Consider the following 21,580-nt stretch of genomic DNA (forward strand, 5'->3'; position numbering starts at 1 on the left):
TTCGCTTTTATAAATTACGAAAGGATTTAGAACATGTCTATTATTTCTATGGTTTTAGTAGTCTTTGTTGCCTTCTTAGCTGGTCTGGAAGGTATCTTAGACCAATTCCAATTCCACCAACCGCTGGTTGCTTGTACCTTGATTGGACTGGTAACTGGTAATTTGGCAGCCGGTGTTATGCTTGGTGGCTCTCTCCAGCTGATCGCTCTTGGCTGGGCTAATATCGGAGCTGCTGTAGCACCTGATGCTGCCCTCGCTTCTGTTGCCGCTGCCATCATCATGGTACTGGGTGGAGACTTCTCAAGCAAAGGAATCGCTGTAGCACAAGGTGTTGCTATTCCACTTGCTGTTGCTGGTCTCTTCTTGACTATGATTGTCCGTACTTTGTCAGTCGGTTTGGTTCACGGTGCAGATGCTGCTGCGAAAAAAGGCGACATCAAAGGCGTTGAACGCGCTCACTTTATCGCTCTCTTCATGCAAGGAGCACGTATTGCTATCCCTGCAGCACTTCTTTTGATGATTCCTGCTGAGTCTGTTAAAGCTGCTCTTGAAGCTATGCCAGCTTGGCTATCAGAAGGTATGCAAATCGGTGGTGGTATGGTCGTAGCCGTTGGTTATGCCATGGTTATCAACATGATGGCAACTCGTGAAGTATGGCCATTCTTCGCTATTGGTTTCGCTTTGGCTGCTGTCAGCGAACTCACTCTGATCGCCCTCGGTGCAATCGGTGTCGCTATTGCCCTCATCTACCTTGCCTTGTCTAAAAAAGGCGGAAATGGTGGTGGCGGAGCAACAGCTTCATCTAACGATCCAATCGGCGACATCCTAGAAGACTACTAAGAAAGGAGACACACTATCATGACAGAATTGAATACTGTAAAACCTGATGAGTCAGGAAAATTGACTCTTTCAAAGGCTGACCGTCAAAAAGTTTGGTGGCGTTCTACTTTCTTGCAAGGTTCTTGGAACTACGAACGTATGCAAAACTTGGGCTGGGCTTATTCACTGATTCCAGCTATTAAGAAACTTTATACTAAAAAAGAAGATCAAGCTGCTGCTCTTGAGCGTCACTTGGAATTCTTCAACACTCACCCATATGTTGCAGCTCCAATCATCGGAGTTACACTTGCGCTTGAAGAAGAAAAAGCAAATGGTGCAGCAATTGACGATGCGGCTATCCAAGGGGTTAAAATCGGTATGATGGGACCTCTGGCTGGTATCGGAGACCCTGTCTTCTGGTTCACAGTTCGTCCTATCCTTGGAGCACTTGGGGCATCTCTTGCTTTGACTGGAAATATCATTGGTCCACTTATCTTCTTCTTAGCTTGGAATGCTATCCGGATGGCTTTCCTCTGGTACACACAAGAATTGGGATACAAGGCTGGTTCTGAAATCACTAAAGACATGTCTGGTGGTATCCTCCAAGACATTACCAAAGGTGCTTCAATTCTAGGTATGTTTATCTTGGCTGTTCTGGTTGAGCGCTGGGTATCTATTAAGTTTGTCTTTAACGTTTCATCTGTTAAGCTAGATGATAAAGCATATATCCATTGGGACAAATTGTCTAGTGGCTATAAGGGTATCCAAGAAGCCTTTGCTCAAGTAGGTCAAGGACTATCTCAAACCCCTGAAAAAGTTACAACTTTCCAACAAAACTTGGATTCCTTGATTCCTGGTTTGATGGGACTGCTTCTAACTTTCGCTTGTATGTGGTTGCTTAAGAAGAAAGTATCCCCTATCACTATCATCATCGCCCTCTTTGTAGTTGGTGTACTAGCTCACGTTGCTGGTTTGATGTAATCAAAAAGAAGGTTTCGGCCTTCTTTTTATTGTGGTATAATAGCTATATTATTTAAAAGGGAGTTACTCTATGGCACAGTCACAAAACAAAACAGTTGAATTTAATACCACTGGCGTTTCCTATCTTGGATTAGGCGGTAAGGTTGGGAAATTTTTAATCGGCGAGACAGCGCTGGAGTTTTACGCTGATGCCAATGTAGAAGATTATATCCAGCTGCCTTGGACTAGCATCACTGCTATCGGTGCTAATGTTTCTGGCAAGAAAGTCAGCCGCCACTTTGAAATCTGGACTGACAAAGGAAAGTTTCTCTTTGCCTCCAAAGACTCTGGTAAGATTCTCAAAATCGCGCGAGAACATATCGGCAATGACAAGGTCGTTAGATTGCCGACTCTGTTGCAAAAAATTGCTGGAATCTTTAAGAAGAAAAAACAGGGTTGAAAAAGTTTCAACCTTATTTTTTATATTTTCGACTAAGATAAAGACTGCTTGTATCATCAAAATGGAGCTAGCACAAAAAATTGGAAAGTGAAACAATCTGAGAATGCACTATTTCAACCCCTTGAAATGATAGGGTGGGGTAAGCTAACATTATCAATGCAAGACCGCATCATTAGATTTTTAAAAAGTATAAACATCAGCTAAATTTTTCTCGAAAGTCCATGTCTTAACACCTTCAACATCACGGACATCTAGTTGTTTAAATCCGTTCTTTTTGTAAAAACGACAGTTGCTTTCTGTATGAGTAATCAAAGTAAGCCGCTGACATTTCTCTTCTTTGGCAAGTAGCTCAAGTCCCTTTGAGATAAAAAGACCGCCAACTCCCTGTCCTTGATAATCAGGTAGCACACCCAGCAGTTCAAGATATAGAGTTGAAACACCCCTTTTCTTAGCTTCTTTACTCCCCTCCCCAAAGACTTTTTGAAAGGCTAAAAGCTGGGGAATATATTGCCACATCCTCCATGCTCCTGCCCGCAAAAAGGAAAGTATACCGACAGGATGGCTACCGAGCTTATGAATAGTAACGACCGCCATAAGACGCCCGTCCACTTCAGCAAGCAGGCAAATATGATGACGCATCGCCGCCTTAACCATAACTGCATGCAATCTATTTAGAAAATCAATATAAGACCGGTTGCTGCCAAAGAGAGGACGGAATTTTTCTCTGTAGATCTCATGCTCAGCAAAAGCAGCAGTTAAAACTGAGACCGCAGCAGCAAGATCCCTTTCATCGGCTCTTCTAAAATGAATCATGATAGCTACCTCTTCAAATCTTTTCTGCTAATTTTTCTAAAAAAGCCTGCCGTTTTTCAGCTGTAGACTGAGAAATATTCCCGAAATTCAACCAACGGCGCTGTCTAGCACCTATAGACTTAAAGGTATGTCCCAACATAGCTTTCTTGACGACATCACCACAGAAATACTTAAGATAGAAGGTCGGTGCTGCAGAGGTAGTAATAGCCAATACCTCTTTAATATTGGTCAGACGACCAACTAACTGGCGAGTTTTCGTCTCCTCGTAAATCTTATTTTTCAAAAAGACCTTATCTTCAAAGCCCTTGACAATAGCTGGCATATCCGCCCACCAGATAGGAAAAATCATGATAAGGCGGTCACAGGACGCAAGAGCTTCCTGATATTTTAAAACCAGCGGGTCTAGTGCCTGACCTTTATTAAAAAGCGCTAGCTCTTCCTTGGTATAGACAGGATTAAAACCATCCTCATAGAGATCGATCAGTTCATAGGTCTGACCTTTCTTCTCCAACAAGTCCTGAACCTGCTCTAAAATAGCATGGTTAAAGCTTTTATCATAGGGATGTGCATAAACAATGAGATTTTTACTCATATTTGTAACCTCCTAGTAAATCATTGAACATTGAGCGATAGACTTCCTCATCAAAAGGCTCCAAACCTTTGGCAATAAAATGACCATAGCCTGTGATGAAAGTGTCCAGCTTGAGCAAGAGAATCTTTTTCTCTTTCTGACTCTCAATAGGCAGCCTATCTAGATAAGCCACCGTCTTGTTCCCGATTTCCAGAAGCTCACCTTTCCGGTAAGCCTCTATCGCCACAGGACTGAAAAAGAGAAAATCCATCATCTGACTGTTGCTCTTATATTCCAATAAAAGAAAGAGTCCTATCTGCCAAATGCAATCCAAAGGATCAGACACTCCGTATAAATACTGTTCCTCTAAACGTTTAATCTGCCCCTGGTTTTCCAAAAGACAGACCTGATAGTAAAGTTCCTCCTTGTTCTCAAAAGCCTTGTAAAAAGCACCAGTCGTAACCCCCAGCAGAGATGCCAGTTTCCTCAGGGGGATATTCTGATAGCCATATTCTCTGATAAGCTGGCTTGCCTTCTCAATCATAAGGTCGCGCGTTGTTTGTTTTACCATAAGAACTCCTTTAGATAACTATGTTACCTTTATCTAAAGATAACATAGTTATCTTTTTCTGTCAAGATTTTTCCTATCCTAGGATTTACATTTTCCGGAAAATCCTGTATAATAGTCGAAACGGATAAGTACTATTGGGCACTTTTCAGAAAGTCTGCGGTGGCTGTGAGCAGATAAGGAGAAAATAGGAAATTCTACCGTTAGTTTAAAAATGAATAATTAATCAAGTGCACTTTTGTGAAGTTGGATGGAACCGCGGCTCTGCCGCTCCAACAGTTTCATAAAGTGCTTTTTATTTTTGGAGGTACCTATGTTAGATTTAAAACGCATCCGTACAGATTTTGATTCTGTCGCTGAAAAATTGGCTACGAGAGGTGTTGACGCTGCTACACTCAACCAAATGAAAACCATTGACAAAGAACGTCGGGATTTATTGGTCAAGGTCGAAGAACTCAAGGCTGAGCGCAATACTGTTTCTGCTGAAATTGCTCAAGCTAAACGCAACAAAGAAAATGCAGATAATAAGATTGCTGCTATGCAAAAACTTTCTGCTGAGGTCAAGAACTTGGACGCAACCTTGGCTGAGCTAGACGCTAAATTGACCGAGTTCACCACCACACTGCCTAATATTCCGCACGAAAGTGTTCCTGTCGGAGCAGATGAGGACGAAAACGTTGAGGTTCGTCGCTGGGGGACACCGCGACAATTTGACTTTGAAGCCAAGGCTCACTGGGATTTAGGTGAAGATTTGGACATCCTGGACTGGGAGCGTGGAGCAAAAGTTACTGGAGCTCGCTTCCTCTTCTATAAGGGCTTGGGAGCTCGATTAGAGCGTGCCATCTACAACTTCATGCTGGATGAGCATGGCAAAGAAGGCTACACAGAAGTCATCACTCCTTACATGGTCAACCATGATTCTATGTTTGGGACAGGGCAATATCCTAAGTTCAAAGAAGATACGTTTGAGCTAAGCGATACCAACTTCGTTCTGATTCCAACTGCTGAAGTTCCACTGACCAACTATTACCGAGACGAGATTCTTGACGGAAAAGAATTGCCAATCTACTTCACAGCTATGAGCCCATCATTCCGCTCCGAAGCTGGCTCTGCTGGTCGTGACACGCGCGGTCTCATCCGTCTGCACCAGTTCCACAAAGTTGAAATGGTGAAATTTGCCAAGCCAGAAGAATCTTATCAAGAGCTGGAAAAGATGACTGCTAACGCTGAAAATATCCTGCAAAAGCTAAATCTGCCTTACCGCGTTGTAGCACTCTGCACTGGAGATATGGGCTTCTCGGCTGCTAAGACCTACGACTTAGAAGTTTGGATTCCGGCTCAGAACACCTACCGTGAAATCTCTAGTTGCTCTAACACAGAAGATTTCCAAGCTCGTCGAGCTCAAATCCGCTACCGTGACGAAGCAGATGGCAAGGTCAAACTCCTTCATACTCTCAACGGTTCTGGACTGGCTGTCGGACGTACAGTGGCAGCTATCTTAGAAAATTACCAAAACGAAGATGGCTCTGTGACTATCCCAGAGGTTCTGCGTCCGTACATGGGTGGATTAGAAGTCATCGCGCCGAAATAAAAAGCAGATTATCCTGATACTTTGCCTGTATCACTAAGTCTAAATGCAGACTTATTTTGCTAAAATTAAAAAAATCCGAGATTAACTCAGAGAAAATCAAAAACAGATTTTCAAAGAGTATCATCTCGGATTTTTTGTTACCATTCTGGCTCGCAATGAGACTGTATAATAAAAACAAACATAAAGGACAATTACGAAAGCTAGCAGAGCTTCTGCATGACTTAGCCAAACAAGCCAGGTCCAACCTAGATAATCAAGTCCCAGTCTCAGAGCAAAAGCTGTATTGACAAGAGGAAAGGTCAAGGCTGACCAGCTAAGCTGAGGCCCCAGTCGGAAAATGCGAGGTAAAAGCCATAGGACCAAGAGATAAAAGCCCTGCGATAAGAGGATCAGCAAGGCAACAAACCAACCTTCAGCATCAGAACCAGCCAGACGGATATAGCTTCCCAACAGGAGCGAAAAAGGTGCACAGTAAATGGCCCACTGCGGCTTTAAAGCATCAGGCAGCCTTTGTGACCGTCTAACCTTGTAAAACAAGGGATAGAGAATCAAACTCACTAGCAGAGCAAAAAACCAAGCCAAATAGCCCAAAAGCGGCTGTTGAACTACACCCTGAGTCAAGCTTGCCATGGCCAAGCCAACATAGAGAACCGTCCAGCTCGGGGTTAAAGATAATCCCTCGGCCTTAAGCACATACTTCCAAGTAAAGTTAGCTATTAGAAAAATATGCAGAAGCAAGGCCATGTACCAAAGCAGCTGGCTCACCCAAAATAAGCCAAGCTTACTTAGGTAAGAAGCTAAGAGCATACTGGCCATAGGATAAGTCGCAAAGCTCGATAAGAAAGGAGCCTTTTGCAAATCTTGCCGATAGTCCGAAAATGACAGCACTAAAGCCAGTGTCAGATAAAGCCAAAGTATCAAAGCTAGACCATTCAAGAAGTAGAAAAAGATAGAATGGTAGTTCAGTAAAAGATTAGCTAAGCCAAATAGGCCAAGAATCAACCCAGATAAAAGAATGGGCGGTCGTTTGCTGTTCACGAAGCAACTCCTTTATAGTAATGTCTTGAAGTCCCTCTTCAATGACAATCAGATGTTTGTTTGCCATCATTTCTATGAAACTTCTAAAATATGCCGCAGCTGGACTGCACTCGGTGAGACAATGGGAAGAAAAGCTCCTTCGTTCCAACGGCGGATAAAGCCAGAAGTCGAATTACTCAAGTATCCTCTTCCTCCACTAGCCTGGAGCTCCAAGAGCAGACTTTGGGCTACCACATCAACTATATCAATTCGCAGCTGGAAGAGCTCCTTAGGACGCTCAACAAAATAACCAGGCTGGAGAAGACCTCTATAGAGCTGATCCTGGATTTCAGTCAGAGCAGCCACTTGCTCCTCCCACTCCTCTCTCAAAATGGAGCGGACTGACAGATTGACTTCGACCTCCGCCAGAGACTTCTCTGCTAGGCCAAGAGCCAAACCAAACTGATAACCTAGAAAAGCTGGGCGATTTTCTGCCAAAAAGGACTGGGCATCTTGATCGAGAATCCATTCCTCTTGTAAAAGCACATAGTTGAAAGTCAGGGCAGCTGTATTTCCCCCTTGCAAGGATACAAATTCTAAATCCGCCGAACGGGAGAAATTCTCTGCATCAGACGGCACAGCCAGAACCAGCGGCTGGTGGCTCCCGTCTTCGAAACCGGCAACAAATATACTGAGGAAGCGATCCGCGCGAGCATTGGTCACCCAAGGCAGGCGCCCCTTTAGATAAAGCCGCCCGTCTTCCTCCACAATAGAGACATTTAACTCTTCTAAGTCCGACAGGAATTTGACAGCATTGGACAGGGCTGTAGCACCTGCATATTCTCCTGACAGAAGCCCTTCCAAATAGTGGTCTCTAAAGAAGGGATTAGCAGACTTTAAGACGTTATCAATAAAGGTTCTTTGCCCCCAAGAGATAAAGGAGGCGGTCAAGGAATGGTGAGCCAGCTCCTTAAGCACTTCAATCACATCTGTATCATTGCCACCTTGGCCTCCCAGCTCTTCTGGAACGCCAACCCGAAAGGCTCCTTCAGCAGCGATACGCTCAATCAATTGATTGCCTGCTGCACAGGATTCTTTGTCAATTTGGTCAGCGTGGTCATCCAACCAGTTGATAAACTCTTCTGAAAAAAATGTCATTTGCCACCTCCTCAAAGACTAGGCATAAGGCTGCAATTCCGGATTAATTGGCGTGTTGGCCAGATTATTGGCATAATTGCAGAGGGTCGCAAGGCTGACACCCAGAACTACATCCAGAGCATTCTCATGCGTATAGCCCGCTTCTAGGAAGTCTGCCAAAGCCTCATCTCCGACCCGTCCCTTAGTATTAATGACAGCAATGGTAAATTTAGCAAGTGTATCTAGCTTCGGATCTGTATCAATCGGAGTACGATTGCGCAGAGCCTCTAAAAGATCATCATTCATTTGAATCTGCTTGATTGAAAAAGCTGTATGACCCGCTACACAGAAAGCACAGCCATTAGTAACTGCAGCCGTTATCTGCACTACTTCACGCTCAGTTGGTGTCAGGCTGTTACGGCGATTGATGGCTCCAACCGTCCGATAAGTTTCCAAAGCCGTTGGCGCATTGGCCAAAAGACCGATAAGATTGGGAATGTAGCCACCGTTATCTTTTTGAACAGCTTCCAAGACTTCTTTTACCTCAGCTGGTGCGGACTCAATCGTGTGGATAGTAAATTCTGACATATGAAACCTCATTTCTTTTAATTAGAAACTATCTTAACATAGGACGAGTGGCTTGTATAATATATATTTTATATAAGTCCTATAAAGAGAATATAATTCAATTTTTCAAACTAAAATATATTTCCCTCGTAAGGTAGCTCCACATCAATTACAAACAAGAATCCGAAACGAGAAAAAGAAGCCTTTTGGCTTCGATTTTTTAATATTTCCTGAATCTCTGGTAGCGATTTTCCAGTAATTGCTCCAAGGGTAGCTGAGACAGACTATTCAACTCAGTTGCGATTTCTTCTTTCACTGCAGCCAGTAATTCATGGTTGTTAAAGCCTCTTTCAGGAATAACCTTATCTACCACTTCCATCTGCAAGAGCTCGTGTGAAGTAATTTTCATCAACTCTGCAGCTTCCATAGCGCGGCTGCCGTCTTTCCAGAGGATGGAAGCAAAGCCTTCTGGACTGAGAACTGCATACATAGAGTTTTCCAGCATCCAGACCTTGTCTGCTACAGCTAAAGCCAAGGCACCACCTGAGCCACCTTCACCAATGATGATGGAAATAATCGGCACTTTTAGATTGCTCATTTCCATCAAATTGCGGGCAATAGCTTCCCCTTGACCACGCTCCTCAGCACCGACACCAGGATAGGCACCTGCCGTATTGATAAAGGTTACCACAGGACGGCCAAATTTTTCCGCCTGCTTCATGAGGCGCAGGGCTTTGCGGTAGCCTTCCGGATGCGGCTGACCAAAGTTTCGGCGCAGATTGTCCTGCAAATTGCGTCCCTTTTGAATACCGACCACCGTTACAGGCTGACCGTTTAGCGTCCCAATACCTCCAATCACTGCACCGTCATCTCGAAAAGAGCGATCTCCATGCAGCTCGACGAAGTTATCAAAAATTCCTTGTGCAAAATCCAGCGCAGTCAAACGAGCCTGATCACGCGCTTCTTTAATAATCCGAGTGATTTTTGTCATGCTTGACCTCCATGGAATGCTAATAAGGTAGCAAGTGTATCTCTCATGTCACCACGCTTGACGATGGCATCTACAAAACCATGCTCCATGAGAAATTCAGCCTTTTGAAAATCATCTGGCAGCTTCTCACGAACCGTGGACTCAATGACCCGACGCCCGGCAAATCCAACCAGAGCCTGTGTTTCAGCCAGAATAATATCACCTTCCATAGCGAAAGAGGCTGTAACACCACCAGTTGTCGGATCTGTCAAGACGGTCAGATAGAAGAGGCCTGCTGCAGAGTGCCGCTGAACAGCCGCAGAAACCTTAGCCATCTGCATCAAGCTCATAATACCCTCCTGCATGCGGGCACCGCCAGAAGCCGTAAACAGAACGACTGGCAATTTATGCTCTGTTGCATACTCAAAGAGACGGGTAATTTTTTCACCCACAACTGTCCCCATAGAAGCCATGATAAAGTTTGAATCCATGATTCCAAGCGCCGTTTTATGCCCCTTAATACTAGCCGTTCCAGTCAGAACCGCCTCATCCAACCCTGTCTTCTCACGGGTAAGTGCTAATTTCTCCTGATAGTTAGGGAAGTTCAGAGGATCCTTGGTTTCAATTCCAGTGAACATCTCCTCAAAACTATTCTCATCCACAGTTAGATTTAAGCGCTCATGAGCAGAAATACGGAAATTATAGCCACAGTTAGGACACACACTGTCATTCCCAAGATCTTTTTGGTAAATGGTATGCTTACAACCTGGGCATTTCGAAAAGAGTTCGTCTGGTACCTCAGGCTTTGCTTGAGGCTTTTCCCGACTCGCTCGATTAGGATTGATACGGATATATTTATCCTTCTTTGAAAACAAAGCCATCGTTTACGTCTTCTCCTTTTCAAGATTTTATACTCAGGCACATCAAACAGCAAAAGCCGCAGTCTTTCGAATTTACAGAGCAGCTCTTACATGTCTCATCTATTGTTTCTCTTGATAAGCCGGAAGGAACTTCTCCATGAGAAAGGCTGTGTCATAATCACCAGCAATCACATTAGGATCTGAGATTAAGTCCAGTTGGAAGCCACTATTGGTCACAACACCATCAATTTCGAGTTCATAAAGCGCACGTTGCATCTTCATCAGAGCATCGAAGCGATTTTCCCCATGAACAATTATCTTCGCAATCATGCTATCGTAGTAAGGAGGGATGGTGTAGCCAGGATAGACGGCTGAATCCACACGCAGCCCCACTCCACCGCTTGGTAGATAAACATTTGAAATTTTACCAGGACTCGGCGCAAAGTTAAAGGCTGGATTTTCAGCATTGATCCGACACTCAATTGCATGACCTCGGATTTCAACATCATCCTGACTGAAGGACAGCTCTTGACCGTTTGCAATCTTGATTTGCTCTTTTACGATATCCACACCAGTGACAAACTCGGTCACGGGATGCTCAACCTGCACCCGAGTGTTCATCTCCATAAAGTAGAATTCACCCTTTGCTTCATCAAGCAGAAACTCAATTGTACCAGCATTTTCATAGCCGACAGACTGAGCAGCCCGAACAGCTGCTTCACCAATCTGCTGACGCAGGGTTTTCCCAATCGCCACGGATGGACTTTCTTCCAGCACTTTCTGATTATTACGCTGCAAAGAGCAATCCCGCTCGCCCAAGTGGACCACATGCCCCTGCTGATCCGCCAAAATCTGCACTTCAATATGGCGCGCTGGATAGATGACTCGCTCCATATACATGGCACCATTACCAAAGGCTGCTTTGGCTTCGCTAGATGCAGACTCAAAGGCCGCTACTAAATCCTCAGCCTTTTCAACCTTACGAATGCCCTTGCCGCCGCCGCCAGCAGAAGCTTTAAGCATGACTGGATAGCCAATCTTTTCGGCGACTTCCAAGGCTTCTTCAGAGGTATGGACTTCTCCATCAGAACCTGGGATAACCGGTACTTTCGCCTTAATCATCTGAGCCCGAGCATTAATCTTGTCCCCCATCATGTCCATAACTGCACCTGAAGGTCCAATAAACTTAATGCCAACCTCTTCGCACATGGTCGCAAATTTGGAGTTTTCACTCAAAAAACCAAAACCAGGATGAATGGCTTCTGCACCTGTCAAAACAGCAGCAGACAGGACTGCATTCATATTCAGATAAGAATCAGTGGACTTGGCTGGACCGATACAGACTGCCTCATCAGCCAGTAAGGTATGGAGTGCTTCCTTGTCAGCAGTTGAATAGACAGCTACCGTATCAATTCCCAACTCGCGGGCTGCACGAATAATTCTGACCGCAATTTCCCCACGGTTAGCAATTAAAATTTTACGAAACATGGTGAAAGCTCCTTTTATCTACTGGCCGATCGCAAAGGTCAAAGTACCGCTGGCTGCAAGTTTTCCGTCAACTTCTGCTTTCGCCTCTACAACCGCAATCGTTCCGCGGCGCTTGACAAACTTAGCTGTCATAATCAGTTGATCACCTGGTACAACTTGCTTCTTGAACTTAACCTTGTCCATGCCAGCATAGAAGACCAGTTTGCCCTTATTTTCTTCTTTAGACAATTCCAGCACACCGGCAGTTTGAGCCAGAGCTTCCATAATCAAAACACCTGGCATGACAGGGTATTGAGGGAAATGTCCGTTAAAGAATGGCTCATTGACTGTCACATTTTTCAGAGCGACAATCTCATCTTCACTAACTTCCAAAACGCGGTCTACCAAAAGCATTGGGTAGCGGTGCGGAAGTGCTTCTTTTATTGCATTAATATCAATCATTTGATGCGTACCAGCCCTTTCCCAAATTCAACCATTTCTTCATTCTGAACTAGAATTTCTGTAACCAGACCATCTTTAGGTGCTGGAACTTCATTCATGACTTTCATTGCTTCAATAATCATAAGGGTTTGACCTTTTTTAACTTGGTCTCCAACAGATACAAACGGTGGTTTGTCTGGACCAGCTGCTAAGTAAGCCACACCAACCAAAGGACTTTCCACAACATCACCTTCAGCAGCAGGTGCCGGAGCTTCTGAAACTGCTTCTGGCTCTGCAGGCGGAGCTGCTTGAGGAGTTGGCTCAATCACAGGCGCACTCGCAGCCTGCAAAGGTGCAGCAATTGGAGCTGTACTGGCTGTTGGAACTGCAACCTGACCTTCATTCTTACTAAAAGTTAGCTCATCGCTCTGATTTTTGTAAGAAAACTCACGCAGACTAGACTGGTCAAACTGCGCCATTAAATCTTTAATTTCGTTGATATTCATAGGTTTTTAAGCCTCCCAGCGTTTAAAGGCAAGAACTGCATTGTGACCACCAAAGCCAAATGTATTAGAAATCGCATATGGGATTTCCTGTTCCTTACCTTGACCGTAAATAACGTTGGCTTCAATATAGTCTGGCAGCTCTGTTGTACCAGCTGTTTTTGGCACATAGCTATGACGCATTGCTTCAATCGTCGCAATAGCCTCAACCGCGCCCGCTGCACCGAGCAGATGTCCTGTAAAGGATTTAGTAGAAGACACCGCTACATCTTTACCAAAGACAGAAACAATAGCTCCGCTTTCGCCTTTTTCGTTAGCAGGGGTTGATGTACCGTGAGCATTAACATAAGCTACATCTTTCGGCTCAATTTCAGCTTCTTCAACCGCCTGTTTGATAGCCTTGATAGCGCCCAAACCTTCTGGATGCGGAGAAGTCATATGGTAAGCATCACAAGTGTGGCCGTATCCTACCACCTCAGCCAAGATAGTGGCTCCGCGTTTCTCAGCATGTTCCAAACTTTCCAGAACCAGCATGCCAGAACCTTCACCCATGACAAAACCATTGCGGTCCTTATCAAAAGGAATAGAAGCACGCTTAGGATCTTCTGTCGTAGAAAGAGCCGTCAGAGCTTGGAAACCAGCAATCGCAAACGGCGTAATAGAAGCTTCTGAGCCACCGACCAGCATCACATCTTGATAACCGAATTTAATCGAGCGGAAAGCTTCACCAATCGCATCGTTTGCTGAGGCACAGGCCGTATTGACAGACTTACAGATTCCATTGGCTCCAAAGCGCATCGCTACATTTCCTGCACCCATATTTGGCAAAGCTTTTGGCAAGGTCAAAGGTTTGATACGTTTAGGACCTTTTTCATGCAAGCGAACAACCTGCTCTTCAATTTCCTGAATCCCGCCGATACCTGAGGCAACGATGACACCAAAGCGATCCTTATCCAGAGCATCTACATCTAAGTGAGCATTATTGACCGCTTCTTGAGAAGCATAAAGCGCATAAAGTGTGTAATTATCATAACGATTGGTATCCTTTTTGACAAAGTATTTATCAAAAGGAAAATCCTGAATTTCCGCCGCATTGTGAACACTGTATTCACTATGATCAAATTTAGTAATTGGACCGATTCCAATATTGCCTTCTTTTAAATTATTCCAGAATTCTTCTGGAGTATTCCCGATAGGTGAAGTTAAACCGTATCCTGTTACAACAACTCGATTAAGTTTCATATTGAGCTCCTTTATTTAGATGAATCAACTGATTTGCTACTCGTTAATATTCAAAAACTGTGACTTACTGCATAGTAAAGCCACCATCAATCGTGATGACTTGACCCGTCAGATATTCTTGACCTGCCAAGAAGAGAGCAACATCTGCAACTTCTTCTGGAGTGCCAAAACGCTTCATTGGAATGAGTGCCAGAGACGCAGCCTTTACTTTTTCTGGAAGTACATCTGTCATATCAGATGCGATAAAGCCAGGGGCAATACAGTTGACACGGATATTACGTGCTGCTACCTCACGGGCAACTGATTTAGAAAAACCAATCAGACCAGCCTTGGAAGCTGCATAGTTAGCCTGACCGACATTCCCTGCCAGACCAACGACACTTGACAGACTGATGATAGCACCCTGACGAGCTTTTGTCATCGGTTTCAGGACTGATTGCGTCATATTGAATGCCCCAGTAAGATTCACTTTCAGCACCTGCTCAAAATCTTCTTCCGTCATTTTCAGCATGAGCTTATCACGTGTAATACCAGCATTATTGACCAACACATCAACAGAACCCAAGGCTGCAACAGCTTCTTCTACCATCCGCTGGGCATCTTCAGTTTTGGAAACATCTCCAATAACAGTTACAACTTTCCCAGAATAGCCGGCAAATCCAGCCAAAACATCATCAGAAATCTCCGCTAGTCCGTTTAAGATGATATTGGCACCGACACTAGCAAATTTATGCGCAATTGCCAATCCAATTCCGCGAGCGGACCCAGTAATTAATACATTCTTGTTTTGTAATTCCATGATGATTCCTCATTATTTTTCTAGAAGAGCATTTAAACTTTCTACATCTTCAACTTGGCGGACATCCGCAGACTTATCAATTTTCTTAATAAAACCAGACAGAACTTTGCCAGGACCAATTTCGACAAACTCAGTCACACCAGCTTCCTGCATTTTAGCAATGCTGTCATAGAAACGCACCGGTTCCATTACCTGACGAGTCAAAAGCTCTTTGACTCTCTCTTTTTCCATCACAGTTGCTTCTGTGTTTCCGACTAATGGCCGCACAAAATCTGAAAACTCAACTGTTTCTAACACTTCTGCCAATCGTTCGCTGGCTGGCTTTAAAAGCGCTGTATGGAAAGGTCCGGATACATTGAGCGGGATTAAGCGCTTGACACCAGCATCTTTCAAAAGCTCCACAGCCTTGTCCACCGCTGCTACTTCTCCGCCGATAACGATCTGACTAGGCGTATTATAGTTAGCTGGTGAGACTACACCAATGGCACTTGCTTCTTGACAGACTGCTTCAATGAGAGAAACTTCTGCATTTAAAACTGCGACCATTTTCCCAGAACCAGCTGGAGCCGCCTCTTCCATGAAGCTACCGCGCTTAGCAACCAAGGCCACCGCCGTCTTGAAATCAAGGGCTCCCGCAGCCACCAAGGCAGAATATTCTCCAAGAGAGAGACCCGCTACCATGTCAGGCTCTACTCCCTTATCAGCTAAGAGGCGATAAATAGCTACTGAAGTCGTTAAAATAGCCGGTTGCGTATAGCGAGTTTGATTGAGCTTTTCCTCATCCTGATCGATCAAAGCTCGGACATCATAGCCTAGAACTTGGCTAGCCTCATCAAAAGTTGACCGCACAAGCTCATACTGATCATAAAGCTCGTGCCCCATTCCAAGGTACTGCGCTCCCTGACCGGCGAAGAGAAAGGCTCTTTTAGTCATTTCTAGTTACTCCTGCCCAACGTTTTGCCTCCTGCTGAATCTTCTCAGCAGCACCATAATAGATATCTTTGAGGATTTCTTCGACTGTTTCTTCCTTACTGATTAATCCAGCAATTTGACCAGACATGACGGAACCATTTTCCACATCTCCGCGAACAACCGCATTAGCCAAAGCACCAGCACCCAGATTTTCAAAAACAGTCAAATCCGGATTTTCTTGCTTGAAGGCTTCTTTTTCTGCCTTTTCGAAATCACGCGTCAGCTTATTCTTAATGGCACGAACTGCATGGCCGAAATGCTGGGCAGAGATAGTCGTATCAATATCGCGAGCCTTCAAAATCATATCCTTGTAGTTCTGATGGGCATTGGATTCCTTAGCGACGACAAAGCGAGTTCCGACCTGAACGGCCTCGGCTCCCAGCATAAATCCAGCTGCAGCCCCAGAACCATCCGCAATACCACCGGCAGCAATAACCGGAATGCTAACTGCTTCAGCAACCTGACGAACCAAGGACATGGTAGTCAATTTTCCGATGTGGCCACCAGCTTCCATACCTTCTGCGATGACTGCATCCGCACCGATTTTTTCCATCCGCTTAGCCAAGGCTACACTTGGTACAACAGGGATAACTGTAATCCCCGCTTCATGGAAACGAGCCATGTGCTTGCTTGGATTACCCGCACCAGTTGTTACTACTTTTACTCCCTCTTCAATGACGAGATCCACAATGTCATCTGCAAAAGGAGAAAGGAGCATGATGTTAACTCCGAAAGGACGGTCCGTCAAAGACTTAATCTTGTCAATATTAGCCTTTACCACTTCCTTGGGTGCATTTCCGCCACCGATGATACCAAGACCGCCAGCTTTTGAAACCGCGCCAGCCAGGTCACCATCAGCAACCCAGGCCATCCCGCCTTGGAAAATAGGATAATCAATATTCAATAATTCTGTAATACGTGTTTGCATAATACCTTCCTTTTATCATTGCTTAAGTAATAGCTTGATCTCAAACTATCACATACTCGTTGTATTTTCTTTACTTTGACAGTCAAACTATTACCTAAACAAGAGAGAATATCTTTCGATACTCTCAGTTACTTGCTTATTTAGTTTTTTCTTCTACATAAGCAACCAAATCACCAACTGTGTTCAAACCTTCTTCAGTTTCGATTTGGATGTCAAATGCATCTTCAATTTCTGAAATCACTTGGAACAAGTCCAATGAATCTGCTTCAAGATCATCGAAAGTTGACTCAAGAGTAACTTCTGATGGCTCTTTGCCAAGTTCTTCAACGATAATTTCTTGTACTTTTTCAAATACTGCCATGGATAGACTCCTTTAAAAATAAAATATTTTTTATCATGTGTTTCCACTTGATTAACTAAATTGTAACAATAAGCGTGCCCCATGTCAAACCTCCACCGAAACCTGACATCAAAATTGTCTGATTTCCGTTCAATTTGATCAGTCCTTGCTCGACACACTCAGATAATAAAATCGGGATACTAGCTGCGCTAGTATTGCCGTATTCCATCATGTTGGCTGGAAGTTTCTCCCGCGCAACACCAAGCTTCTTAGCCATTTTATCCAAAATACGGATATTAGCCTGATGCAGCAGCAGAAAATCCAAATCTTCCGCTGAAAGCTGACTGCTTTCGATGGTTTCTTTGATAGAACGAGCAACATCACGAATAGCAAAGTCGAAAATAGCTCGACCGTCCATTGTCAGATAAGGTTGATTCTCACCTTTTTCAGAAAAAGGTGAAGCCAAACCCATTTTTCCGCAGGTCAGACTATCTCCGCGAGATCCGTCCGTAAACTGACTTTCTGCCAAAAAATGCTGTTCTGAAGCACTTTCCAACAGTACACCGCCAGCACCATCTCCGAAGAGAACAGCCGTTGAACGATCCGACCAATCTACCGTCTTAGAAAGGGTCTCACTACCTATGATTAGACCTTTTTGATAACGGCCAGAAGAAATTAATTTTTCTCCAGTTGATAAGGCGAAGATAAAGCCACTACAAGCCGCCGTCAGATCAAAGGCAAATGCATTCTTGGCCCCAATATTGGCCTGTACTCTCGCAGCAGTTGAAGGCATTAAAGAATCCGGCGTAATGGTAGCAACAATGATAAAGTCCAGATCTTGAGCAGAAGTCCCTGACTTTTGCAGCAAATTCTCTGCAACTTTTGTCGCTAAATCACTGGTCGTCTCATCTGACGATAAATGGCGTTTTTTAATCCCAGTTCGACTTGAAATCCACTCATCACTGGTATCCATAATCTCTGCTAGATCATCATTGCTGACAACCTGACGGGGAGCATAATGAGCCACCTGGCTAATCTTAGCATAGTTCATTATTTCAAATCCTCTAGGAAACTATATAAATTTTGCAGGCCCTTTTGCATCACTTGTCTCTCTTCTGGACTCATCCCATCCACTACCTGCATGACCATGCGGTTGTGGAATCGCTTGTGAAGACGATACAAAAGCCGCCCATTCTTTGTCAAATTCAGATGCACCACACGACGGTCAACTTCCGACCGACGCCGCTCAATATACCCCTTACGCTCCAGATTATTCAAACTAGTCGTAACAGTCCCCAAGGTAACCATCAATTCTCGTGATATATCACTTGGAGTAGCATTTGGGGTTGTGCCGATGACATCTATTGTATGCATTTCCTTAATGGAGACATCGTTGAAGCGACTGCTTCTTAGGCTCGATTCTTCAATAACCAAGACATTATTGAAAATAGACGTTAAGTAATCATTTACTAACTGAAAATTCAAAACCATACCTCCTTAAGAAAATACTTTGACAATCAAATTTTATCAGATAGAAAAGTAATTTGCAAGCTTTTTTGAAAATTAATTTGATTTTCAAATATTTTTGTAAACAACTTGCAAAATAAGCAACCTTGAACCAATACATTATTTACCAGTAAAGTTTGGACGACGTTTCTCAGAATAAGCCCGAACTCCCTCTTTGAAATCTTCTGTAAAAGCAAGCGATTTCTGCAGTTCCAACTCTAGTTCTGCATACTCAGACCAGCCGCTAAACAGACTCTTCCAGACCATTTCTTTCATGGCTCTGTAAGAATTAAGAGAGCCGCGTTTCAGCTTCTTCAGCAACTGTTCCGTTGTTTTTTCCAATTTCTCTGCTTCACAGACTTTATAAAGCAAGCCATAATCCAGAGCTTTCTCTGCAGTCAGAGCTTCCCCAGTCATAACCAGATGGGTCGCCCGAGTCACCCCGATAGCACGAGCCAGTAAGAAAAGACCGCCAGCATCTGGCGCCAGACCAACTCCGACAAAGGCTTGAATGAAACGGGATTTTTCAGTCGCAATACAGAAATCCGCTGCAACGACCATATTGGCAGCCGCACCAGCAACAGGACCATCAACACTCATGATAACTGGCTTAGGAAGGCGTTTCATAGCAAAAGAAATATCATTGACCAATTCAGCGATTTTCACCAAGGATTGGACATCATCATCACTGACTGCTCTCTGCATCTCAGCCAAGTCTCCACCCACTGAAAAAACCTTTCCATTCGCATTGATAACTAAAAATTTGACGGACTCATCCTTAGCAGCAAGTTCAATAGCCTCTAAAATTTCCTCACACATAGGAATATTAAAGCCATTTGAAACTTCAGGACGATTGAAAGTAATCGTTGCTACTTCATCTGCTACATGATAGAGAATTCCATTAAATGTCATTTCAGCTCCATTCCCGACCTGATCTCAAATCAGCCGTTTTATTCTATTCTTAAATAATTTGATATTCAAATTATACACAACTTATATTTTATCATAAAATATAAAAGAAAGGAAATAAAAAATGGGTAAAAATTAGATAGCATTCTGATTTTAAAAGATATTAGCAATAATTTTGGTAAAAATAGTATAAAAACAACGTTTGAATAATTTTCAGAATTTTGTTATAATTTTTAAAATAAGATAGGAGACCCTATGAAAGTTGTAAAATTTGGCGGAAGTTCATTGGCTTCTGCACTTCAATTAGAAAAAGTTTTGAACATTGTCAAATCTGACCCTGAACGTCGTTTTGTTGTGGTTTCAGCCCCTGGTAAACGTCATGACGACGATATCAAAGTAACAGATGCCCTGATTAAATATTACCGAGAGTATATTGCAGGAAATGATGTCACACCTAACCAACAGTGGATTATTAATCGCTATGCAGATATGGTGGCAGAATTAGGTTTGAAACCAAAAGTGCTAGAAAAAATTTCAAAAAGCATTACAACCCTTGCAACCCTGCCAATTGAAGATAACGCATTTCTTTATGATACTTTTCTCGCTGCAGGGGAAAATAACAACGCCAAACTGATTGCAGCATATTTCAGTCAAAATGGCGTTCCTGCTCGCTATGTTCATCCAAGAGAAGCAGGACTCCTTGTTTCCAGTGAGCCAGGTAATGCACGCATTCTCCCTTCTAGTTATGATAAGATTGAAGAACTCAATAATTCTAATGAAGTTCTAGTTATCCCTGGTTTCTTTGGTGTTACTCAAGATGGCCAAATCTGTACTTTCTCCCGTGGTGGTTCTGACATTACAGGTTCTATCATTGCTGCAGGCGTCAAAGCAGATATTTATGAAAACTTTACTGATGTTGATGGAATCTTTGCTGCCCATCCCGGCATTGTTCACAAACCGCATTCCATTCCCGAGCTAACCTATCGTGAAATGCGTGAATTGGCCTACGCAGGCTTTACTGTTCTCCATGATGAAGCTCTGCTTCCAGCATACCGCGGTAAAATTCCTCTGGTTATTAAAAATACCAACAACCCAGAACATCCAGGTACTCAAATTGTTCATAAACACAGTAAGGAACACTTACCAGTCGTTGGGATTGCTGGAGATGCTGGCTTTGTCAGCATTAACATGTCCAAGTACTTGATGAACAGAGAAATCGGCTTTGGTAAACGCGTCCTTCAAATTCTTGAAGATCTGAATATTGGTTGGGAGCACATGCCTACAGGAATCGACGACCTCTCCATTATCTTACGTGAGCGCGAATTAACTCCTATCAAAGAGGAAGAAATCCTTCGTCAGCTTGTCCAAAAAGCAGAGGTTGATCATGCAGAAATTGAACATGACCTTTCTATTATCATGATTGTTGGTGAAAAAATGAAAAGCCATATCGGGGTTACGGCTACCGCAACCAAAGCTCTTTCAGAAAATAACATCAACATTCAAATGATGTCCCAAGGTTCAAGCGAAGTATCCATCATGTTTGTTGTTGAAAAAAATCAGGAAAAAGCGGCCATCCGCGCTTTATACAGAGCCTTCTTTGAAGTCAACACAGAATCATAAAAGCAAACCTCAGAAGCATTTTTATCATACAATCACTCGATAATAGAAAAAGGCAGAAGCTAGTTACGTACTAACTTCTGCCTTTTTGATTTTACTGCTAAATAATGTTATTTAATTCACAGACTATCTTAAAAACAATAGCTTTTAACACTAGCACTCACAATCATAGAATTATCTCCCATTATAAATGATACCAAAATGTAAAAAAAAAGAGGTAAAACCTCTTTGAAACTCCGCCAGTAGGACTCGAACCTACGACATCATGATTAACAGTCATGCGCTACTACCAACTGAGCTATGGCGGATAAACGCTAAGCGACTTCCATATCTCACAGGGGGCAACCCCCAACTACTTCCGGCGTTCTAGGGCTTAACTGCTGTGTTCGGCATGGGTACAGGTGTATCTCCTAGGCTATCGTCACTTAACTATTGAATTAACTACTTTACCTCTCAGGCAAGCCTTGTCAACTCAAAATTGAATACAATATCAAATCTCACAATCTCTAAACCATTCGCTGCA

The 21,580-nt window shown here is 43.5% G+C and carries 24 protein-coding genes, 1 tRNA gene and 1 rRNA gene; 5 read left to right on the plus strand and 21 right to left on the minus strand.

Annotated features, from left to right (window positions below; genetic code table 11):
- The first annotated feature begins 33 nt into the window (after positions 1-33).
- The 3 genes from SSV_RS08910 to SSV_RS08920 all read left to right on the plus strand — a co-directional run bounded on the left by SSV_RS08910 (position 34) and on the right by SSV_RS08920 (position 2,239).
- Complete coding sequence (locus tag SSV_RS08910; protein ID WP_048773513.1) at positions 34-840, plus strand: PTS mannose/fructose/sorbose transporter subunit IIC; 807 nt, start codon at positions 34-36, stop codon at positions 838-840.
- A gap of 18 nt (positions 841-858) precedes the next feature.
- Positions 859-1,800, plus strand: coding sequence for a PTS system mannose/fructose/sorbose family transporter subunit IID (locus SSV_RS08915; RefSeq protein WP_002893579.1), 942 nt, complete (start codon positions 859-861; stop codon positions 1,798-1,800).
- 70 nt (positions 1,801-1,870) lie between these two features.
- Entirely contained in the window at positions 1,871-2,239 is a 369-nt protein-coding gene (locus tag SSV_RS08920) for a DUF956 family protein (protein WP_072074519.1), read from the plus strand.
- 180 nt (positions 2,240-2,419) lie between these two features.
- Here SSV_RS08920 and SSV_RS08930 read toward each other — a convergent pair whose 3' ends face one another.
- From SSV_RS08930 to SSV_RS08940, 3 genes are read right to left on the minus strand one after another with little or no spacing between them, the layout of a single operon-like run.
- A complete protein-coding gene (locus SSV_RS08930) occupies positions 2,420-3,052 on the minus strand; it encodes a GNAT family N-acetyltransferase (protein WP_072074520.1) in 633 nt (210 codons plus the stop codon).
- 13 nt (positions 3,053-3,065) lie between these two features.
- Positions 3,066-3,644: an NAD(P)H-dependent oxidoreductase gene (locus tag SSV_RS08935; RefSeq protein WP_002916366.1), complete on the minus strand. Its 579-nt coding sequence runs from the start codon at positions 3,642-3,644 to the stop codon at positions 3,066-3,068.
- Positions 3,637-4,194: a TetR/AcrR family transcriptional regulator gene (locus SSV_RS08940; protein WP_072074521.1), complete on the minus strand. Its 558-nt coding sequence runs from the start codon at positions 4,192-4,194 to the stop codon at positions 3,637-3,639. Before SSV_RS08940 ends, SSV_RS08935 begins: the two co-directional genes overlap by 8 nt.
- Before the next feature lie 310 nt (positions 4,195-4,504).
- Here SSV_RS08940 and serS point away from each other — a divergent pair, with 310 nt between their 5' ends.
- The gene (gene serS / locus SSV_RS08945; RefSeq protein ID WP_072074522.1) at positions 4,505-5,782 is read left to right on the plus strand and encodes a serine--tRNA ligase; all 1,278 of its coding nucleotides are present in this window, start codon (positions 4,505-4,507) and stop codon (positions 5,780-5,782) included.
- 120 nt (positions 5,783-5,902) lie between these two features.
- On the opposite strand, the gene SSV_RS08955 is transcribed toward serS, so the two are convergent.
- The 16 genes from SSV_RS08955 to SSV_RS09030 all read right to left on the minus strand — a co-directional run bounded on the left by SSV_RS08955 (position 5,903) and on the right by SSV_RS09030 (position 19,443).
- Positions 5,903-6,820, minus strand: coding sequence for a TDT family transporter (locus SSV_RS08955; RefSeq protein ID WP_072074523.1), 918 nt, complete (start codon positions 6,818-6,820; stop codon positions 5,903-5,905).
- A 72-nt stretch (positions 6,821-6,892) separates the two neighbouring features.
- Positions 6,893-7,957 (minus strand): acyl-CoA dehydrogenase family protein, encoded by a 1,065-nt coding sequence (locus SSV_RS08960; RefSeq protein ID WP_072074524.1) that lies wholly within the window; start codon positions 7,955-7,957, stop codon positions 6,893-6,895.
- Between the two features lie 18 nt (positions 7,958-7,975).
- Positions 7,976-8,524, minus strand: coding sequence for a carboxymuconolactone decarboxylase family protein (locus SSV_RS08965; RefSeq protein WP_176693596.1), 549 nt, complete (start codon positions 8,522-8,524; stop codon positions 7,976-7,978).
- 199 nt (positions 8,525-8,723) lie between these two features.
- Positions 8,724-9,494 carry an acetyl-CoA carboxylase carboxyl transferase subunit alpha gene (locus SSV_RS08970; protein ID WP_072074526.1) on the minus strand — a complete coding sequence of 257 codons (771 nt, stop codon included), beginning with the start codon at positions 9,492-9,494 and terminating at the stop codon, positions 8,724-8,726.
- A complete protein-coding gene (accD, locus tag SSV_RS08975) occupies positions 9,491-10,354 on the minus strand; it encodes an acetyl-CoA carboxylase, carboxyltransferase subunit beta (protein ID WP_002901174.1) in 864 nt (287 codons plus the stop codon). The genes SSV_RS08970 and accD overlap by 4 nt, the downstream gene beginning before the upstream one ends.
- 99 nt (positions 10,355-10,453) lie before the next feature.
- Positions 10,454-11,821 carry an acetyl-CoA carboxylase biotin carboxylase subunit gene (locus tag SSV_RS08980; protein ID WP_002893598.1) on the minus strand — a complete coding sequence of 456 codons (1,368 nt, stop codon included), beginning with the start codon at positions 11,819-11,821 and terminating at the stop codon, positions 10,454-10,456.
- Positions 11,822-11,839: 18 nt separating this feature from the next.
- The gene (fabZ, locus tag SSV_RS08985) at positions 11,840-12,262 is read right to left on the minus strand and encodes a 3-hydroxyacyl-ACP dehydratase FabZ (RefSeq protein ID WP_002896886.1); all 423 of its coding nucleotides are present in this window, start codon (positions 12,260-12,262) and stop codon (positions 11,840-11,842) included.
- Positions 12,259-12,747, minus strand: a complete 489-nt coding sequence (gene accB, locus SSV_RS08990; RefSeq protein ID WP_072074527.1) for an acetyl-CoA carboxylase biotin carboxyl carrier protein — start codon at positions 12,745-12,747, stop codon at positions 12,259-12,261. The genes fabZ and accB overlap by 4 nt, the downstream gene beginning before the upstream one ends.
- A 6-nt stretch (positions 12,748-12,753) precedes the next feature.
- Positions 12,754-13,986 (minus strand): beta-ketoacyl-ACP synthase II, encoded by a 1,233-nt coding sequence (gene fabF / locus SSV_RS08995; RefSeq protein WP_002927619.1) that lies wholly within the window; start codon positions 13,984-13,986, stop codon positions 12,754-12,756.
- A 64-nt stretch (positions 13,987-14,050) separates the two neighbouring features.
- The gene (gene fabG / locus SSV_RS09000) at positions 14,051-14,785 is read right to left on the minus strand and encodes a 3-oxoacyl-[acyl-carrier-protein] reductase (RefSeq protein ID WP_072074528.1); all 735 of its coding nucleotides are present in this window, start codon (positions 14,783-14,785) and stop codon (positions 14,051-14,053) included.
- Positions 14,786-14,797: 12 nt separating this feature from the next.
- A complete protein-coding gene (gene fabD, locus SSV_RS09005) occupies positions 14,798-15,718 on the minus strand; it encodes an ACP S-malonyltransferase (protein WP_072074529.1) in 921 nt (306 codons plus the stop codon).
- A complete protein-coding gene (gene fabK, locus SSV_RS09010) occupies positions 15,711-16,685 on the minus strand; it encodes an enoyl-[acyl-carrier-protein] reductase FabK (protein WP_002896881.1) in 975 nt (324 codons plus the stop codon). The genes fabD and fabK overlap by 8 nt, the downstream gene beginning before the upstream one ends.
- 136 nt (positions 16,686-16,821) lie before the next feature.
- Complete coding sequence (locus tag SSV_RS09015) at positions 16,822-17,046, minus strand: acyl carrier protein (RefSeq protein ID WP_002893611.1); 225 nt, start codon at positions 17,044-17,046, stop codon at positions 16,822-16,824.
- Positions 17,047-17,101: 55 nt separating this feature from the next.
- Positions 17,102-18,076, minus strand: a complete 975-nt coding sequence (locus SSV_RS09020) for a beta-ketoacyl-ACP synthase III (protein ID WP_072074530.1) — start codon at positions 18,074-18,076, stop codon at positions 17,102-17,104.
- Positions 18,076-18,510, minus strand: a complete 435-nt coding sequence (fabT, locus tag SSV_RS09025; RefSeq protein WP_002901186.1) for a fatty acid biosynthesis transcriptional regulator FabT — start codon at positions 18,508-18,510, stop codon at positions 18,076-18,078. Before fabT ends, SSV_RS09020 begins: the two co-directional genes overlap by 1 nt.
- A 141-nt stretch (positions 18,511-18,651) precedes the next feature.
- Positions 18,652-19,443 carry an enoyl-CoA hydratase gene (locus tag SSV_RS09030; protein ID WP_072074531.1) on the minus strand — a complete coding sequence of 264 codons (792 nt, stop codon included), beginning with the start codon at positions 19,441-19,443 and terminating at the stop codon, positions 18,652-18,654.
- 252 nt (positions 19,444-19,695) lie between these two features.
- On the opposite strand from SSV_RS09030, the gene SSV_RS09035 reads away from it, so the two are divergent.
- Positions 19,696-21,060 (plus strand): aspartate kinase, encoded by a 1,365-nt coding sequence (locus SSV_RS09035; RefSeq protein ID WP_072074532.1) that lies wholly within the window; start codon positions 19,696-19,698, stop codon positions 21,058-21,060.
- Between the two features lie 231 nt (positions 21,061-21,291).
- On the opposite strand, the gene SSV_RS09040 is transcribed toward SSV_RS09035, so the two are convergent.
- Both SSV_RS09040 and rrf read right to left on the minus strand, forming a co-directional pair.
- Positions 21,292-21,365 (minus strand) — tRNA-Asn (locus tag SSV_RS09040).
- Positions 21,366-21,370: 5 nt separating this feature from the next.
- Positions 21,371-21,486, minus strand: a 5S ribosomal RNA gene (rrf, locus tag SSV_RS09045).
- Positions 21,487-21,580: the final 94 nt, after the last annotated feature.

Source organism: Streptococcus sanguinis, from assembly GCF_001078705.1.
Lineage (GTDB): Bacteria > Bacillota > Bacilli > Lactobacillales > Streptococcaceae > Streptococcus > Streptococcus sanguinis_D.

What these genes read in the sequence shown, in the direction of transcription:
- SSV_RS08910 (WP_048773513.1), top strand. Translation starts at nt 34, where the DNA reads ATGTCTATTATTTCTATGGTTTTAGTAGTCTTTGTTGCCTTCTTAGCT.
- SSV_RS08915 (WP_002893579.1), top strand. Translation starts at nt 859, where the DNA reads ATGACAGAATTGAATACTGTAAAACCTGATGAGTCAGGAAAATTGACT.
- SSV_RS08920 (WP_072074519.1), top strand. Translation starts at nt 1,871, where the DNA reads ATGGCACAGTCACAAAACAAAACAGTTGAATTTAATACCACTGGCGTT.
- SSV_RS08930 (WP_072074520.1), bottom strand. Translation starts at nt 3,052, where the DNA reads ATGATTCATTTTAGAAGAGCCGATGAAAGGGATCTTGCTGCTGCGGTC.
- SSV_RS08935 (WP_002916366.1), bottom strand. Translation starts at nt 3,644, where the DNA reads ATGAGTAAAAATCTCATTGTTTATGCACATCCCTATGATAAAAGCTTT.
- SSV_RS08940 (WP_072074521.1), bottom strand. Translation starts at nt 4,194, where the DNA reads ATGGTAAAACAAACAACGCGCGACCTTATGATTGAGAAGGCAAGCCAG.
- serS (WP_072074522.1), top strand. Translation starts at nt 4,505, where the DNA reads ATGTTAGATTTAAAACGCATCCGTACAGATTTTGATTCTGTCGCTGAA.
- SSV_RS08960 (WP_072074524.1), bottom strand. Translation starts at nt 7,957, where the DNA reads ATGACATTTTTTTCAGAAGAGTTTATCAACTGGTTGGATGACCACGCT.
- SSV_RS08965 (WP_176693596.1), bottom strand. Translation starts at nt 8,524, where the DNA reads ATGTCAGAATTTACTATCCACACGATTGAGTCCGCACCAGCTGAGGTA.
- SSV_RS08970 (WP_072074526.1), bottom strand. Translation starts at nt 9,494, where the DNA reads ATGACAAAAATCACTCGGATTATTAAAGAAGCGCGTGATCAGGCTCGT.
- accD (WP_002901174.1), bottom strand. Translation starts at nt 10,354, where the DNA reads ATGGCTTTGTTTTCAAAGAAGGATAAATATATCCGTATCAATCCTAAT.
- SSV_RS08980 (WP_002893598.1), bottom strand. Translation starts at nt 11,821, where the DNA reads ATGTTTCGTAAAATTTTAATTGCTAACCGTGGGGAAATTGCGGTCAGA.
- fabZ (WP_002896886.1), bottom strand. Translation starts at nt 12,262, where the DNA reads ATGATTGATATTAATGCAATAAAAGAAGCACTTCCGCACCGCTACCCA.
- accB (WP_072074527.1), bottom strand. Translation starts at nt 12,747, where the DNA reads ATGAATATCAACGAAATTAAAGATTTAATGGCGCAGTTTGACCAGTCT.
- fabF (WP_002927619.1), bottom strand. Translation starts at nt 13,986, where the DNA reads ATGAAACTTAATCGAGTTGTTGTAACAGGATACGGTTTAACTTCACCT.
- fabG (WP_072074528.1), bottom strand. Translation starts at nt 14,785, where the DNA reads ATGGAATTACAAAACAAGAATGTATTAATTACTGGGTCCGCTCGCGGA.
- fabD (WP_072074529.1), bottom strand. Translation starts at nt 15,718, where the DNA reads ATGACTAAAAGAGCCTTTCTCTTCGCCGGTCAGGGAGCGCAGTACCTT.
- fabK (WP_002896881.1), bottom strand. Translation starts at nt 16,685, where the DNA reads ATGCAAACACGTATTACAGAATTATTGAATATTGATTATCCTATTTTC.
- SSV_RS09015 (WP_002893611.1), bottom strand. Translation starts at nt 17,046, where the DNA reads ATGGCAGTATTTGAAAAAGTACAAGAAATTATCGTTGAAGAACTTGGC.
- SSV_RS09020 (WP_072074530.1), bottom strand. Translation starts at nt 18,076, where the DNA reads ATGAACTATGCTAAGATTAGCCAGGTGGCTCATTATGCTCCCCGTCAG.
- SSV_RS09030 (WP_072074531.1), bottom strand. Translation starts at nt 19,443, where the DNA reads ATGACATTTAATGGAATTCTCTATCATGTAGCAGATGAAGTAGCAACG.
- SSV_RS09035 (WP_072074532.1), top strand. Translation starts at nt 19,696, where the DNA reads ATGAAAGTTGTAAAATTTGGCGGAAGTTCATTGGCTTCTGCACTTCAA.